This is a genomic window from Thermomicrobiales bacterium (assembly GCA_023954495.1).
GTDB lineage: Bacteria > Chloroflexota > Chloroflexia > Thermomicrobiales > CFX8 > JAMLIA01.
Genome location: JAMLIA010000082.1, coordinates 1 through 13,886 on the forward strand (window position 1 = coordinate 1; position 13,886 = coordinate 13,886).

At 64.2% G+C, this 13,886-nt stretch carries 16 protein-coding genes; 10 read left to right on the plus strand and 6 right to left on the minus strand.

Going from position 1 to position 13,886, the window contains the following annotated elements; translation table 11 throughout:
* The coding region (locus M9890_13130; GenBank protein MCO5177893.1) for a M20/M25/M40 family metallo-hydrolase at nt 1-918 on the plus strand (918 nt) is incomplete at its 5' end.
* 84 nt (nt 919-1,002) lie between these two features.
* Here the strand turns inward: M9890_13130 and M9890_13135 are convergent.
* Entirely contained in the window at nt 1,003-1,173 is a 171-nt protein-coding gene (locus tag M9890_13135; protein ID MCO5177894.1) for a hypothetical protein, read from the minus strand.
* 178 nt (nt 1,174-1,351) lie between these two features.
* Between M9890_13135 and M9890_13140 the strand changes: the two genes are divergently transcribed.
* Nucleotides 1,352-2,200, plus strand: a complete 849-nt coding sequence (locus M9890_13140) for a hypothetical protein (protein MCO5177895.1) — start codon at nt 1,352-1,354, stop codon at nt 2,198-2,200.
* A gap of 9 nt (nt 2,201-2,209) precedes the next feature.
* Here M9890_13140 and M9890_13145 read toward each other — a convergent pair whose 3' ends face one another.
* Entirely contained in the window at nt 2,210-3,709 is a 1,500-nt protein-coding gene (locus M9890_13145) for an aspartate kinase (GenBank protein MCO5177896.1), read from the minus strand.
* 77 nt (nt 3,710-3,786) lie between these two features.
* Here M9890_13145 and M9890_13150 point away from each other — a divergent pair, with 77 nt between their 5' ends.
* From M9890_13150 to M9890_13175, 6 genes are all read left to right on the plus strand, one after another.
* Nucleotides 3,787-5,022, plus strand: a complete 1,236-nt coding sequence (locus tag M9890_13150; GenBank protein ID MCO5177897.1) for a Zn-dependent hydrolase — start codon at nt 3,787-3,789, stop codon at nt 5,020-5,022.
* A 26-nt stretch (nt 5,023-5,048) separates the two neighbouring features.
* Complete coding sequence (locus M9890_13155; protein ID MCO5177898.1) at nt 5,049-6,365, plus strand: hypothetical protein; 1,317 nt, start codon at nt 5,049-5,051, stop codon at nt 6,363-6,365.
* 181 nt (nt 6,366-6,546) lie between these two features.
* Nucleotides 6,547-7,125: a GNAT family N-acetyltransferase gene (locus M9890_13160; GenBank protein ID MCO5177899.1), complete on the plus strand. Its 579-nt coding sequence runs from the start codon at nt 6,547-6,549 to the stop codon at nt 7,123-7,125.
* Nucleotides 7,118-7,693: a DUF2087 domain-containing protein gene (locus M9890_13165; protein ID MCO5177900.1), complete on the plus strand. Its 576-nt coding sequence runs from the start codon at nt 7,118-7,120 to the stop codon at nt 7,691-7,693. The genes M9890_13160 and M9890_13165 overlap by 8 nt, the downstream gene beginning before the upstream one ends.
* Before the next feature lie 102 nt (nt 7,694-7,795).
* Nucleotides 7,796-8,578 (plus strand): enoyl-ACP reductase, encoded by a 783-nt coding sequence (locus M9890_13170; protein ID MCO5177901.1) that lies wholly within the window; start codon nt 7,796-7,798, stop codon nt 8,576-8,578.
* Between the two features lie 5 nt (nt 8,579-8,583).
* A complete protein-coding gene (locus tag M9890_13175; protein ID MCO5177902.1) occupies nt 8,584-9,366 on the plus strand; it encodes an MBL fold metallo-hydrolase in 783 nt (260 codons plus the stop codon).
* Here M9890_13175 and M9890_13180 read toward each other — a convergent pair whose 3' ends face one another.
* From M9890_13180 to M9890_13190, 3 genes are read right to left on the minus strand one after another with little or no spacing between them, the layout of a single operon-like run.
* Nucleotides 9,367-10,260 carry a metal ABC transporter permease gene (locus tag M9890_13180; GenBank protein MCO5177903.1) on the minus strand — a complete coding sequence of 298 codons (894 nt, stop codon included), beginning with the start codon at nt 10,258-10,260 and terminating at the stop codon, nt 9,367-9,369.
* Nucleotides 10,253-11,011, minus strand: a complete 759-nt coding sequence (locus M9890_13185; GenBank protein ID MCO5177904.1) for a metal ABC transporter ATP-binding protein — start codon at nt 11,009-11,011, stop codon at nt 10,253-10,255. Before M9890_13185 ends, M9890_13180 begins: the two co-directional genes overlap by 8 nt.
* Entirely contained in the window at nt 11,008-11,976 is a 969-nt protein-coding gene (locus tag M9890_13190; GenBank protein MCO5177905.1) for a zinc ABC transporter substrate-binding protein, read from the minus strand. Before M9890_13190 ends, M9890_13185 begins: the two co-directional genes overlap by 4 nt.
* Nucleotides 11,977-12,150: 174 nt before the next feature.
* On the opposite strand from M9890_13190, the gene M9890_13195 reads away from it, so the two are divergent.
* The gene (locus M9890_13195) at nt 12,151-12,402 is read left to right on the plus strand and encodes a zinc ribbon domain-containing protein (GenBank protein MCO5177906.1); all 252 of its coding nucleotides are present in this window, start codon (nt 12,151-12,153) and stop codon (nt 12,400-12,402) included.
* Nucleotides 12,403-12,437: 35 nt separating this feature from the next.
* Nucleotides 12,438-12,854, plus strand: coding sequence for a PPOX class F420-dependent oxidoreductase (locus M9890_13200; protein ID MCO5177907.1), 417 nt, complete (start codon nt 12,438-12,440; stop codon nt 12,852-12,854).
* On the opposite strand, the gene M9890_13205 is transcribed toward M9890_13200, so the two are convergent.
* Nucleotides 12,831-13,886: hypothetical protein (locus M9890_13205; protein MCO5177908.1), on the minus strand; the 1,056-nt coding region annotated here is incomplete at its 5' end. The genes M9890_13200 and M9890_13205 overlap by 24 nt on opposite strands.

The window sequence follows — 13,886 nt, forward strand, 5'->3', positions numbered from 1 at the left end:
ACCGTCGGCGTCGCTGGCATGGAGGACCCGTACTCCGGCCGGGTTGAGGGCAACAAGCTCTACGGTCGCGGTGCCGACGACATGAAGGCGGCGATGGCTGCTGCGCTGGTGTTGCTGGAAACGATCGCCAGGGCCGATGACTTCCCCGGCAAGCTCATCGTCACATTTGTCGTCGATGAAGAGCACTCCAGCATCGGAACTGAAGCGATCTGCAATGAGATCGACCGCTGGAATCCCGACGCTGCGCTGATCCTCGAAGCAACCGGACTGAACCTCTGCATCGCCCACAAGGGGTTCGTCTGGGCGACGATTACGACGCAGGGATTCGCAGCACACGGCAGCCTCTATGCAATCGGCGTCGATGCGATTGCGCACATGGGTCGCGTGCTGTCGGCGTTCGAGAAGTACACGCATGATCTCGCAGCGCGCGAGCCGCACCCGCTGGTTGGGCCGCCATCGATGCATGCGTCGCTGATTCGGGGAGGGCAGGAGCTGTCATCATATCCCGACATCTGCGTGCTGGAGATCGAGCGCCGGACGATCCCCGGTGAGTCGCGCGAGAGCGTGACCCGCGAGCTCCAGGAGATGCTCGACGCACTTGCTGACGAGGATGAGCAATTTCAGGCGACGCTGGAGATCGGTCTGAGTCGCGATTCGTTCGAAATCGATCGCGAGGCCGAGATAGTGCAGACCATCGCGCGCATCGCAGCAGCGGAGCGCGGCGAAACGCCGGAGGTCCAGGGGGCGGCTGGATGGATGGATTCGTCGTTGCTCGACAAGGCTGGTGTGCCGGTGGTCATCTTCGGCCCGGATGGCGTCGGCGGTCATGGACTCGTGGAATGGGCTGACCTGGACGTGCTGGAAACATTTGCTCAGATTCTCGGACAGGTTTGCTACGAATATTGCGCGGCGGGGTGATCAGGCATTCCGCAGGGCTGGTGGACCGCACGGGCGTATGCATACGCCCGGTTGGCCACACGACACCGCAGGGGACCCACCAGCCTACCGCTTGCGTTGCTCGGTCCAGTCTTTCAGCCGTTCGGCGAGGACGTGCATACCGCCGCGCGCAGCGTCTGGATCAGCCGGGGTGACGCCGAAGTGCCGCATGATCCGGTCGATCACGACGGATAGCAGGATAGCAACGCAGACGAAGAAGATGACCCAGGCGAGCATCAGGCCTCCAGCCCGTGAGATGACAATGGCAGATACGCGGTTGCCGCATCTGGCACCATTGAGCATACCGTCTTCAGGTGGCTCTCACCGAAGCGGGCCGCTATCATTGCAAGTCGCGACCGAACGTACAGAGCCTGCCCGCACCTGCGGTTGCTCGTGAAGACTCTCAGGAGCATCGATGTCCACCGGTGACTTACTCTTCATCTTCGCCTTTATCGTTTTGCCGACGATTATTCTCGTCAGCTGCATCTGGACGCTTCTGTTAATTCGTGCAGGTGTGCTGCTGCGCGATCGCCCGCGCGTGCAGCCGGCCGGTGATGCGACAGGTGACGTCGTGTCCGACGACATCGTTGACGACACCGCCATCGAGACTGCCATCGTCGCCGCGCCGACCGCTGCGGTTGTTGCCGTCGAGCCGGAGCCGGAAGCGGCACTGGTCGTTGAGGCGGAAGCGCCGATCGTTGAGCCGCCAACTCCGATGCCGGAGCCGGAAGTTGTCAGCGCAGCGGCTGAGAACGCAGAGGCTGGCCCGCTGTCGGATGTCGAAATCGAAGAGCGCTTCGAGCAGACCACCGACTTCCCGATCATCACCGACGCGATGCTGGCGGAGGCAAACGCCGCAGAGGCAGTCGCGACTCCTGAAGAGCTCGTGAGTGCGCCGCAGCCCGAGCCGCCTGCTGAGCGGGCCATGCCGATGCCTGCGCCGGTCGCCGAATCACCGGCTGCACCACCGAGTGCGAAAGCAGCGAAGCCGGCCCCTGCGCCCGATCTGGACGTGCTGTTTGTGCCACTGCCTGACGAAGAACCAGACAATGCCTTCGATGCGGTGGCTGCTGACGAGCCTGACGTCGAAGACGCTACGGTTGACGACGAGCACGATGGCGACGGCCGCGAGTCACGCGGAGGTCGCTCCCCGCGCAAACCGGTGCGCCGGGTCGCTCAGCTCCGCCCGTCCGAGGAGCAGGCCAACAGCGTCAGCCCGATGGGCAATCTGTTGCGCCGCTCCCGCTCCGGCTCGCCGCGCTAGGTCTCTCCGCTACCGCGCCAACTCGAACGCTTCATGCAGCGCCCGGACGGCGCGGGTCGCCTCGTTGCCGGCAATGGCGCACGAGATGTTCAGTTCGCTCGAACCCTGCGCAATCGCGATGATGTTGATCCCGGCAGCGCCGAGCGTCGAAAAGACGCGTCCTGCCACGCCGGGCGTGCCGCGCATACGCTCACCGATGACGGCAACGATGGCGAGGTCGCGGTCGACCGCGATCGATTCGACGCGACCCAACTCCAGATCGGCCGCAAACTCGGCGCGCAGCTCACGCTCGATCGCCGCGACGTAGCTTTCCTCCAGCAGGAAGGTCAGCGAATGCTGCGATGACGCCTGCGAAATCATGTAGACATTGGCATTGGTGCGACCAACCGCGCGGAAGATGCGCGATGTCGTATCGGTCACGCCGATCTGGCCGCGACCGAAGACTGTGACAGCCGCGAAGCCGGTGACTGACGCCAGCGCCTTCGCCGGTCGGCGAGTGCCGTTGTCGCCGTTCGCCTGGCCCGGCGCGTCCGCACCAATGAGCGTGCCAACGTGATCCGGATTGAACGTGTTCTGAATCCGGATGGGAATGCCCTTCTCAACTGCCGGGTGCATCGTTTTAGGATGGATCACCTTCGCGCCGAAGTAGGCGAGCTCGGTCGCTTCGGCGTAGCTCACGCGATCAAGCATCTGAGCTTCCGGCACGACACGCGGGTCAGCGGTCAGGACGCCGTCAACATCGGTCCAGATCTGTACTTCGTCGGCGTCGAGCGCGTAGCCGAGGATGGCCGCCGAATAGTCTGATCCACCACGCCCGAGCGTCGTCGTCAGCCCTTGCTCGTCTGCCCCGAAGAATCCGGTGACAATCGGCATCACGCCGGCCTGAAAGAGCGGCTCAAGCGTTGAGCGCGTGCGGAACGTCGTGCGATCGAGCAGCGGCGAGGCATTGCCAAACGCACTGTCAGTCACGATCAGCGTGTCGGACGGGATCGCCTGGGCTGCGATGCCGCGATCCTCCAGCGTGGCCGCAACCAGCAGCGTGCTCATCCGCTCGCCGAATGAGGCGATGCGGTCACGCGCACGGGCGGTGCATTCGCGCAGGACGTAAATCGAATACAGCAGCCGCGACACCTCGTCGGCGTGGTGGGCGATCAACGCCTCAGTCTGTCGCCGTCGATCCGCGTCCTCAACAAGCTCAAAGAGCGCGGCGTAGTGCGGAGCCAGGAGATCGGCCCGGACGGCATCGACACCCTCGGAATCACCGTGCGCTGCTGCGTCGGCCCGCGACAACAGCAGGTTAGTAATACCGCTCATGGCCGAAAAGACACCGACGATGCGTTCGTCCTGCGCGCGCTGCGCTGCGAGAATGTCGGCGGTGTTTGAGATCGCCGCAGCGCTGCCTACCGAAGTCCCCCCGAATTTCAATACCCGCATCGTCGTCCCCATAATGCTGTTCAAGCTGCATGCCGCGCGCTCCGACAAGGCCGGAGCATCATGTGATTGTGACATGCACGCGTCGTTGGCTGGTAATGGAAGGCAATGCGACAATCGAACCAGGCGATGCGCGCAGAAGAAGAGGAGATGGCATGGTACAGATCGAGATCGATCCAGCAGTCGTCGAAGACCGCATCATGACGCTCGGCGCGATCGGTGCCTGTCATGACACCGGCGTCTGCCGCGCCGCACTGACGCCGGAGTGGATCGACGCTCAGGCATTGGTCGAGCATTGGTGCCAGCAGATCGGACTCACCACGCGAATGGACGCGGTCGCGAACCTGTGGGGACGACTGGAAGGGACCGAAGGCGGCAAGGTCATCGCGTCCGGCTCGCACATCGACTCGCAGATGCCCGGCGGGCGCTACGACGGAGCGCTTGGCATCATCGCAGCAATCACTGCGGTCGAAGCACTGCAACGCCAGTTCGGCGCACCGAAGCATCCGCTGGAGATCGTCTCATTCTGCGAAGAAGAGGGTAGCCGGTTCAACGGCGCGCGCTTCTGGGGTTCGCGTGGGATCAGCGGCGCGATTGCCGATGGGGACGCCGAAGCCATCCCGAGCACCGACGGCATCACACTCGCCGAGGCCATGCGCAACATCGGCCTCGACCCCGCCAAATACGCCGACGCGGTTCGCCATGATATCGAAGCCTTCATCGAGCTGCACATCGAGCAGGGACCGGTGCTGGAGCTGGAAGACCTGCCGGTCGGCGTCGTCAACATCATCAACGGCTCGAAGGGCTACAACGTCCGCGTCGTCGGCGAGACGAACCATGCCGGCGCGCGCCCGATGGACACGCGCCGCGATGCACTGGTCGGTGCCGCAGAGATGATCCTGGCGATTAACCAGAACGCGCTGACGATGGGCCGCCCCGCTGTCTCAACCGTCGGACGGCTGAACGTTGATCCCAACCTCGGACCTGTCGTACCGGGCAGGGTCGACTTCTCTATCGACTGCCGCCACAACGATCCGGCGAAGCTGGAGGAGCTGTCGAGCGCGCACGAGCAGGCGATAACGCGGATCGCCGAGAAGCGTGACCTGGAGATCAGCTGGACCAGCCGGCCGCCGCTTGCACCGTGCCCGTGCGATCCGGAGATCGTCCGTGTCCTCGAAGAGTCAGCCAGCAACCAGGGCATCCCCTCGCTGACGATGCCGAGCGGCGCGCTCCACGACACCCAGCGCATCTCGCAGGTCGCCCGCGTCGCGATGGTCTTCGTGCGCAGCAAGGACGGTCGCAGCCACACGCCCGAGGAATTCACGTCGATTGACGACGCGGTCGCTGGCATCAAGGTGCTGGCCGGCGCGCTCCACGCACTCGCCTACTGATGCGCTCGCGGCGGCGGAAGTTGCTGGTGGGGCTAGTCATTAGCGCGAGCGCCCTGCTCGTGATCGCAATCGGGACTGCTTCACTGCGCAGTGCTCGTGAGCCACGCGAGACCGAACCGTCGGAAGCACGCGAACAGGCGATCGAGACCGCTCGTCGCGCAGAACCGACGCAGCAAGCTCCGACGCCGACAGCTGTGTCGCCGACCGCAACGCTCGCCCAGTCGACACCGGTCGCGGCGACAACGCCGATGACAGCCGCCTCACCGACGGCGACGCCGTTGCCAACTCCTGATCCCGCGGCAGCGCAGCTCTGGCGCTGGCGGGCGGCGACGGCATGGACCGCGATGAATCGGACCTTCGCCGTTGCCGACACCGGTCTCTACCGCGAACGCTACGGCGTCAACGCGCGGTTCGATGTCGCCTTCCTGTGGCCAATGACGCAGGTGTTCGGAAGCGCCACCGACATGGCCAGGCTCACACCCCCGCTGGCATCCAGGGCAGATGTGCGAACAGTTACCGACGTGCTGGCGGCCTATCGCGACGATTCCCGCGACCCGCCCGGCTTCTCCTCGTATCTCGCGCCGCCGGTTGGCTGGCTGAGCGATCGTTACTACGACGACAACGTCTGGCTGGGTGTTGAGCTGATGCGCTCCTGGGAGGTAACGCGCGACCCGGACGCGCTGGAATACGCGGACGAGATCTTCGACTTCCTGATCTCCGGCTGGGACACGGAGAGCGCGGACGCAGGCGGTATCAACTGGATCGAGTCCGACGCGAACCACGACCGCAACACGGTAACAACCGGGACAGCCGCCCTGCTCGGCCTGATGCTGCACGACAACCTGGCCGACGAAGAGCGCAGCGTTGAGGTGCTCGACTGGTCGGCGAAGATGTACGCGTGGGTCTACGAATATCTGGCCGACGACAACGGCCTGTTCTGGGACCACGTCCGTGCCGACGGATCGATCGACTACGCGGTCTACTCGTACAACCAGGGCGCGATGATCGGCGCGAACCTTTGGTTTTACCGGCTGACCGACGACACGCTCTTCCTCGACCGCGCCAATCGCACCGCGCAGGCGGTGATGACATTGGAGGATGGGCGCTGGTTCGACGGTCAGGAGATCGCGTTCAACGCAATCTTCTTTCACTACCTGCTGGACCTGGACGAGGTACAGCCCGACCCGGCTTATCGCGACGCCCTGCTGCGCTACGCCGAGCACATCTGGACCGATCGTCGCGACCCAGCAAGCGGCTTGGCCACAACCTCCGTCCCGCTCACGCTCCTCGATCAGGCGGCGATGGTCAGATTGATGGCGTTGGCGGCTGTGGTCAGCGAATGAACGTGCCGACAGCGCCGGCCTGAATCGGACGGGTTTGGGGAGATTTCTCACGTACACGCTCGAAATGTCGGGGCAAGGGGTGGCTTCCGTACCAGACAGCTCGCCAATGCTGACACGCGATGCCCACTCGATTTGCGATACTCCGTATGCCGACACGGGCAAACGAAGGGACATTCGGGACATGCTCATCGGCGATGTCTTGCAGGGGCAGCGAATTCGCCTCGACGCCATCCACCGCGACGACCTGTCGGCCATCGTGGGCTGGTGGCAGGACAACGCTGCGCTGCGGCACTTTGACGCCATCCCGGCGCGACCGCGCACGCTGGAGCAGGTGCAGCGCTGGGCAGATGCGTACAACGATTCCGACAAGGAGTTCCGATTCGCAGTCCGGCGGCTGAGTGACGAGCAGATCATCGGCGTCATCGAGATCGACGGCATTCTCTGGCATCAGCGTGTCGGCTGGATCAGCCTGATGATCGGGGACGGCGCGCTGCGTGGGCAAGGGTACGGGCAGGAAGCGATGGAAATCGCGATGCGCTTCGCGTTCCACGAGCTAAACCTGCACCGACTGCAACTGTCGGTGTTCGCCTACAACACCAACGCCATCGCGCTGTACGAGCGCTTGGGATTTCAGCGGGAAGGTGCCATGCGCGAATTTATGGAGCGCGATGGGCAACGCTACGACATGCTGCTCTTTGGTCTCCTGCGCAACGAGTGGCAGGCGATGCATGCAGCGAGCACGGAGGCTGACCGTGAGTGATGAGAGGCTGGAAGCACTCCTGCAATTCTTCAGCGCGCTCTCCGATGAATCGCGACTGGCGATTGCCGGAGCGCTCGCGCTGCGGACCGCGACGGTCGATGAGCTGGTCGAGCACAGCGGTCTACGGCGGCAGGATGTCGTCCGACATCTGGGCGTGCTGGCGTCAGCCGGTGTCGTTGAGGCAGAGCCGGACGACCGTACCCGCTGGCGGCTGGCCATACAGCAGATGCGTGACCAGCGCCGGAGCCTGCTCGCGCGAAAGTCGGCTCCGCCCAGCGGTGTTCCAGCGGATGCCTCTGAGCAGGAGCGGCGTGTTCTGGCTACATTCTTCGACGGCGAGCAACTGAAAGAGATCCCGGTCGGGCGCGAGAAGAAGCTGATCGTGCTGCGCTGGCTGGCGAACAGGTTCGAGGACGGCACGCGCTACGATGAGCGTGAGGTCAACGCCATCATCAAACGGCACCATGCCGATGCGGCGACGTTGCGGCGCGAGATGATCGATCATGGATTGATGCAGCGCGAGTCCGGCGTGTACTGGCGGACTGCGGAAACACCGCAGAATGGCTAGCCATCGTTGGCGCTGACCGATCGGCATCGGCATACTCAACGGGATACGTCCGGCCTGCGCGCCGCGTGACGCTTGAACGTGACCACGGGAGGAACGAACGCAATGGGGCTGATGGACGGCAAGAAGTGCCTTGTCATGGGGATCGCAAACCAGCGCTCAATCGCCTGGGGCATCACGCAGGCGCTGCACCGCGAGGGCGCGTCGCTCGCATTCGCCTATGCCGGCGAGCGGATTCGCTCCAACGTTGAGAAGCTGGCCGCCACGCTGGAGACTGACAAGGAGATCCCGATCCTGCCCTGCGATGTTCAGGATACGGCCCAGATCGAAGCCCTCTTCGAGACGCTGAAGGATCACTGGGGCAGCCTGGATGTGTTCGTCCACTCGATCGCCTTCGCGCGGCAGGAGGATCTGTCCGGCACATTCAGCGAGCTGCCGTGGGATGGCTACGCGCTGGCCCAGCACGTATCGGCCTACTCGCTGATCGAGACAAGCCGCTTTGCCAAGCCGCTGCTGGAAGCCGCCGGCGGGGGCAGCATCATGACGCTCTCGTATCTGGCAGCCGAGCGTGTTGTCGACAAGTACAACGTCATGGCGGTCGCCAAGGCGGCTCTGGAGTGCAACATGCGCTACCTGGCCGCCGAGTTCGGGCCAAGCAACATCCGCGTCAACGCCATCTCGGCCGGACCGCTCAAGACGCTGGCCGCCAGCGCCGTGAAGGGCATCAGCACGGCTCGCGACGTCATGGAGGAGCGCTCACCATTGCGCCGCAACATCACTCAGGAAGAGGTCGGCAACGTCGGCCTGTTCCTCGCGTCGAACCTGTCGTCCTGCGTGACCGGCGAAACGATCTACGCTGACAACGGGTTCAACATCCTGGCGATGTAATCCAGGTGAACGAGAGCAGCCCGCCAATCGAGCACGATACCTCCGGCGTTACCTGGCTCGGGCACTCGACGACGCTGATCCAAACCGGCGGGCAGCGGATCCTGACCGATCCGATCCTGCGGCGGCGGGTTGCGCATCTCCGCCGCCGCAGCGACATCCGTCCGGCGAATCGACCACAACAGATCGACGCCGTCCTGCTCTCGCATCTCCACCTCGACCACTGCGACCTGCCGACGCTGCGCCGTCTGGGCGATGCGGCTCCGCTCATCGTGCCGGAGGGAGCGGCGGCGTGGTTGCGGCGGCGCGGTCTGCCGCACGCAGAAGAGATCGCTGTCGGCGAGACGCGCCAGATCGGCGGTATGCGGGTGCGCGCGGTTCCGGCGGTGCATTCCGGGCACCGAGTCCCGTTCGGCCCGACGACCGCGACGATTGGCTACGTCATCGAGGGGAGCCATGCGATCTACTTCGCCGGTGACACCGACCTGTTCGATGACATGTCCTCGTTGGGGGCGCAGATCGACCTGGCGCTCATTCCGGTCTGGGGGTGGGGGCGAACGCTCGGCGCCGGCCACCTCGATCCGGAGCGCGCCGCCCGGGCCGTCAGCCTGATTCAGCCGCGCCTGGCCGTCCCGATTCACTGGGGCACCTTCCACCCCTACGGCACCGGGATACGAGATCGGCGCTTCCTGACGGAACCGGCTGGGCGTTTCGCCGACTTTGCGCGCGTGTTCGCGCCGGAGGTGGACATTCGCATTGCTGCGCCCGGCGACCTGATTCGCCTGAGCTGACTACTGCGGAATCTTTGGCATCACATCCGGCAGCGCTTCCGTGACACCACGCCAACGCCGCAGCGGTTCGCGAGCCTGGGCGACGATCCAGACGACGAAGAAGATCGCCGTCGCCACCAGCACGATCGCCGCGCCGGAGGCAACGTTCCAGTAGTACGAGATGTACAGCCCGCAGATGCCCGACACGACGCCGATGCCAGCTGAGAGCGCGAGCATTGGCGGCAGGCGGTCAGCAACGAGGCGCGCCGTTGCGGCCGGAGTAATCAGCATCGCCAGCACGAGGATGTTCCCGACAGTCTGCAACGCCGTCACGATCGCCAGCGCCAGCAGGATCAGGAAGAGCTGGTCGTAGCGCCACAGATGCACACCGAGCGACGTTGCCAGCGTGCGATCGAACGTGATCAGGACAATCTCGCGACGGAAGATAAGCAGGACGCTGAGCACCCCGACTGCGATCGCCGCCGTCAAGATCAGATCGGTCTGGCTGACACCGAGGATGTTGCCGAGCAGGAACGACGTCAGGTCGCGCGAGTAGGAGCGCGTCGAGCTGATCAGCGCGATGCCCAGCGCAAACGCACCGGCGAACATGACCCCGATGGCTGTGTCCTCGTGCAGGCGATCGGACTGGCTGAGGATGCCGATGCCGAGCGAGACGACGGCGGCGGCGATGAGCGCCCCGATGAAGATGCTGGAACCCAGCAGAAACGCGATGACGATGCCGGGGAAGACAGCGTGGGCGAACGCGTCCCCGACGAACGCCATCCCGCGCAGGACAACGAACGCGCCGACGACGCCGCAGACCAGCCCGACAATGATGATCGCCATAAAAGCGTGCTGCATGAAGACGAGCTGCCATGGCTCGGTGATCCAGCCAACGATCGACAGGCTATACATGGACGTGCGCGTCCTCACCGTGGATGTGCAGATGGGAGATGTCGCCGAACGCGACGGCGATCATCACCGGCGTCAGCGCCTCGACCGGCGGTCCGAGTGCGATTGTCCTGCGATTCAGCACCAGTACGCGGTCGCTGACATCTCGCGCGCAATCGAGGTTGTGCGTCGCCATGACAACGCACTTGCCCTCTTCGCGCAACGAGTGGATGACCTGCTCGAAGAGCGCTTCGGTCGGGGCATCGACTCCGGTGAACGGCTCATCGAGCAGATAGATCGCCGCCGGACGAATCAGCGCACGGGCCAGGATGACGCGCTGCTGCTGCCCGCCGGAGAGCCTGCCGATCTGCGTACCGGCGTGGTGGCGCATGCCGACGACATCCAGCGCCCGGAGCGCGTCGTCGGTGCTCTCGTGGCGCAGCGGTCGCCAGCGGCTCGTCTGGCGATATGCGCCCATCAGCACCAGATCGAGAACGCTGGCCGGCAGCGACCAGTCCAGCTTGTCACGCTGGGGGACATAGTTGATCTCCTGCCGGGGTCGACTGCCGAGCTCCGCGCTGAAGCTGACCGTCCCGCGGTCGGGGCGCACGTGGCCAGCGATGACCTTGAGCAGCGTGCTCTTGCCCGCGCCGTTCGGACCGACGAAGCTCACCACTTCACCGGCGTTGAGCGCCAGCGAGACATGATCGAGCGCCTCGCGATCGTCGTAGCTCGCGCAGATGCCTGAGAGATCGACCAGTGAACCAGCGCTCAACGCAGCGCCTCCACAATCCGCGTCGTGTCGGTCCGCATCATCCCGATGTACGTATCCGCCCCGCTTCCCTCCGGGCCGAGCGAATCTCCGTAGAGATCGCTGACGACAGCGACACCGGCATTACCCGCGATCTGGTTCGCCAGCGCCGGATTCAGCGCCGCCTCGGTGAAGATCGCCTTGACGCCGGATGCCTCGATCGCCTCGATCAGCGCTGCCGTATCGCGCGCCGAGGGCTGCGATTGTGAGTCAAGGCTCGGGATAACCGTGCCAACCAGTGTCAGACCGTATGCGTGCACATAGTAGCCAAACGCATCGTGATTCGTCACAATTTTGCGCTGACTCTCCGGGATTGTCGCGATCTGCTCGCGAATCCAGATGTCCAACTCGTCCAGTTCCGCGAGGTAGGCGTCGGCGTTCGCTTCGTACGATGCGCGATTGTCAGCATCAGCAGCGACGAGCGCATCGCGGATGTTGGCGACCATCATCTTCGCATTGGCGACATCGAACCAGACGTGCGGATCGTTCGGCCCGTGGTCGTGTCCCTCCTCTGCGTCCTCATCGTGATCGTCCTCGTCTTCATTGTCGTGGTTCACGGACGCGAGCGGGGTGATGCCGTTGGTCACGATCGTAACCGGCGCTTTGGTCTCGGACGCGGCGATCATCTCGGATATCCAGGCGTCCAGACCGAGGCCATGCTCGATGACGACATCCGCGTCGGCGACAGAGCGCATCTCGCGCGGCGTCGGCTCGAACGAGTGCGGATCAGCGTTCGCCGGGACGATGCTCTGCACATCGACATGTTCGCCGCCGACGTTGCGCGCCATGTCGGCGATGATCGTCGTTGTCGCCACGACATTGAGCTTGCCGGAGTCTTCCGCTGCGCTATCTCCGCAAGCGGCGAGCAGCATCGCTCCGACAATAAGTACAACTAGCGCTGGAACTGTTCGAAGCTTGACCCGCTGCATCCCGGTACCCCACTCATCCGCCACTGGTCTCAATCTGTATTGAGACTCGGTATCAATAACCCGGACGATGATACAGTGTGGATTGCTCCGCGCCAAGTGCAATCTCGCAATAACAGCATCTGCGACTGAGGATCGGGTACGATCCGGTGCAGATAAACGGAAGAGAGCAGAGAAATGCGACGTTACGGATATCAGTGCGGCTCGTGTGGCGAGGAGTTCGACATCGAGCGCCCGGTCGAAGAAGCCGGTGAGCCGGCGACCTGCCCGTTCTGTGGACAGGTCGCTACGCGCGTGTTTCACGCGCCGAAGTTTCTCTTTAAGGGTGATCCGAGTGAGAACCGACCGGTTTGGCACAATCATGGAGCGTTTGGTCACGCACATGCGCCGCGCCGCGGGCATCACCCGCCGGGCATTGAAGACGAGTGACGCGCGCTGCGTCACATGCAGGTAGAGGACAGGTAATGGCTAAGGCAGTACAAATCTCTGACGCTGTTCGCGCGTTTCTGGATGAGCCACGCTTTGCCGTGCTGGCGACAATCGGCGCGGATGGCACGCCGCAGCAGTCCGTCATGTGGTACGAGCTGCAGGGCGACTCAATTATGATGAATACAACCGCGAGCCGAGTGAAGAACAGCAATGTCCGGCGTGACCCGCGCGTCTCAGTCTGCTTCGAGGAGGGCTACACCTACGTCGCCGTCCGCGGCACGGTGACCGAGATCATCGAGGACACCGAGACGGCCGAGAACGACATCATCTCGCTGGCGATCCGCTACAACCCAGGCACGACAGCGGACGAATACGGGCACTTTCGTACCGGCGACCGCCAGACTCTGCGGATCTCGATCGACAAGCTCTCATCCCACGGACTCACCGGCTAGCACAGCCAGCGGGAATCTGTCCAGCAACGAGGCGAGTGGCAGTGTGTCGCTTGCCTCGTGCCTTGCACCGGTCAGCACATCGCCCCAGCCAGATGGGGCATCGTTCGGCAGGAGTACGCGCGTATTGCCCCAGGCTTGCGCACCCAGCGGCGCTTGCGGGGCCGCGAATCCGGTAGCGCGGGCGAGCCCGGCGAGGAGCCGGGGGACGACCGTGATCGACCAGACGTCACCACTCCGGCGGGCGAACGCGACGACGTGCCGCCGTCGCTCGCCAGCGACCTCCAGCGGCAGGTATTCACCGCCTGCAAACAGATCGAGCAGACTCCGCCGATGCCGCGCCAGCTTCTGCGTCACAAGCAGCTTCACTGCGCCGGTACTCCAGTCAGCGAGGAGCGCAGCGACATCGGCTGATTCGAGCTGGTCGAGGAGCGCGGTTCGCTGCGCAAAGTCGACTGGTCTGCGATTGTCGGGATCGACGAGGCTGAGATCCCAGAGCTCGGTTCCCTGATAGAAGTCGGGTACGCCGGGAGCAGTCGCCTTGATCGCCAGTTGCGCCAGCGAATTGAGCGCACCATACCAGGCGACCTCGCGCTGGAACGGCAGGAAGTCATCGAGGAACGCATGGTTGTCCGAGGCGAGGATTGCATCGACGAATCCGGCGACCGCGGCTTCATACTCGACGTTCTGGTTGATCCAGCTGGTGTGCTGCTTCGCCTCGCGTCCGGCCTTCTCCAGATAGCGCTTGATCCGTCCGGCGAAATCCGCCCGATCGGCGTCGCCAATCGGCCATGCGCCGATGAGCGTCTGGTAGATCAGATACTCGGTGTTGCCCTCCGGTGCGGGCACGCCATCGACATCCCGCAGGTAGCGTCGGTTCGCATCCCGCCAGCGCGCGACATGATCGGCCCAGTCGTCGACCAACTCGGACAGCACAGCGATGCGGGCGCGGACATCCTCGCTGCGCTTCGTGTCGTGGGTTGAGCTGGCGTTCATCGTCTCCGGCCATTTTTCGGCGCGTGCCGCGATTGCCGC

Coding starts and splice junctions, on each gene's coding strand:
- M9890_13170 (MCO5177901.1), top strand. CDS start 7,796: ATGGGGCTGATGGACGGCAAGAAGTGCCTTGTCATGGGGATCGCAAAC.
- M9890_13150 (MCO5177897.1), top strand. CDS start 3,787: ATGGTACAGATCGAGATCGATCCAGCAGTCGTCGAAGACCGCATCATG.
- M9890_13160 (MCO5177899.1), top strand. CDS start 6,547: ATGCTCATCGGCGATGTCTTGCAGGGGCAGCGAATTCGCCTCGACGCC.
- M9890_13195 (MCO5177906.1), top strand. CDS start 12,151: ATGCGACGTTACGGATATCAGTGCGGCTCGTGTGGCGAGGAGTTCGAC.
- M9890_13140 (MCO5177895.1), top strand. CDS start 1,352: ATGTCCACCGGTGACTTACTCTTCATCTTCGCCTTTATCGTTTTGCCG.
- M9890_13145 (MCO5177896.1), bottom strand. CDS start 3,709: ATGTCACAATCACATGATGCTCCGGCCTTGTCGGAGCGCGCGGCATGC.
- M9890_13200 (MCO5177907.1), top strand. CDS start 12,438: ATGGCTAAGGCAGTACAAATCTCTGACGCTGTTCGCGCGTTTCTGGAT.
- M9890_13180 (MCO5177903.1), bottom strand. CDS start 10,260: ATGTATAGCCTGTCGATCGTTGGCTGGATCACCGAGCCATGGCAGCTC.
- M9890_13190 (MCO5177905.1), bottom strand. CDS start 11,976: ATGCAGCGGGTCAAGCTTCGAACAGTTCCAGCGCTAGTTGTACTTATT.
- M9890_13135 (MCO5177894.1), bottom strand. CDS start 1,173: ATGCTCGCCTGGGTCATCTTCTTCGTCTGCGTTGCTATCCTGCTATCC.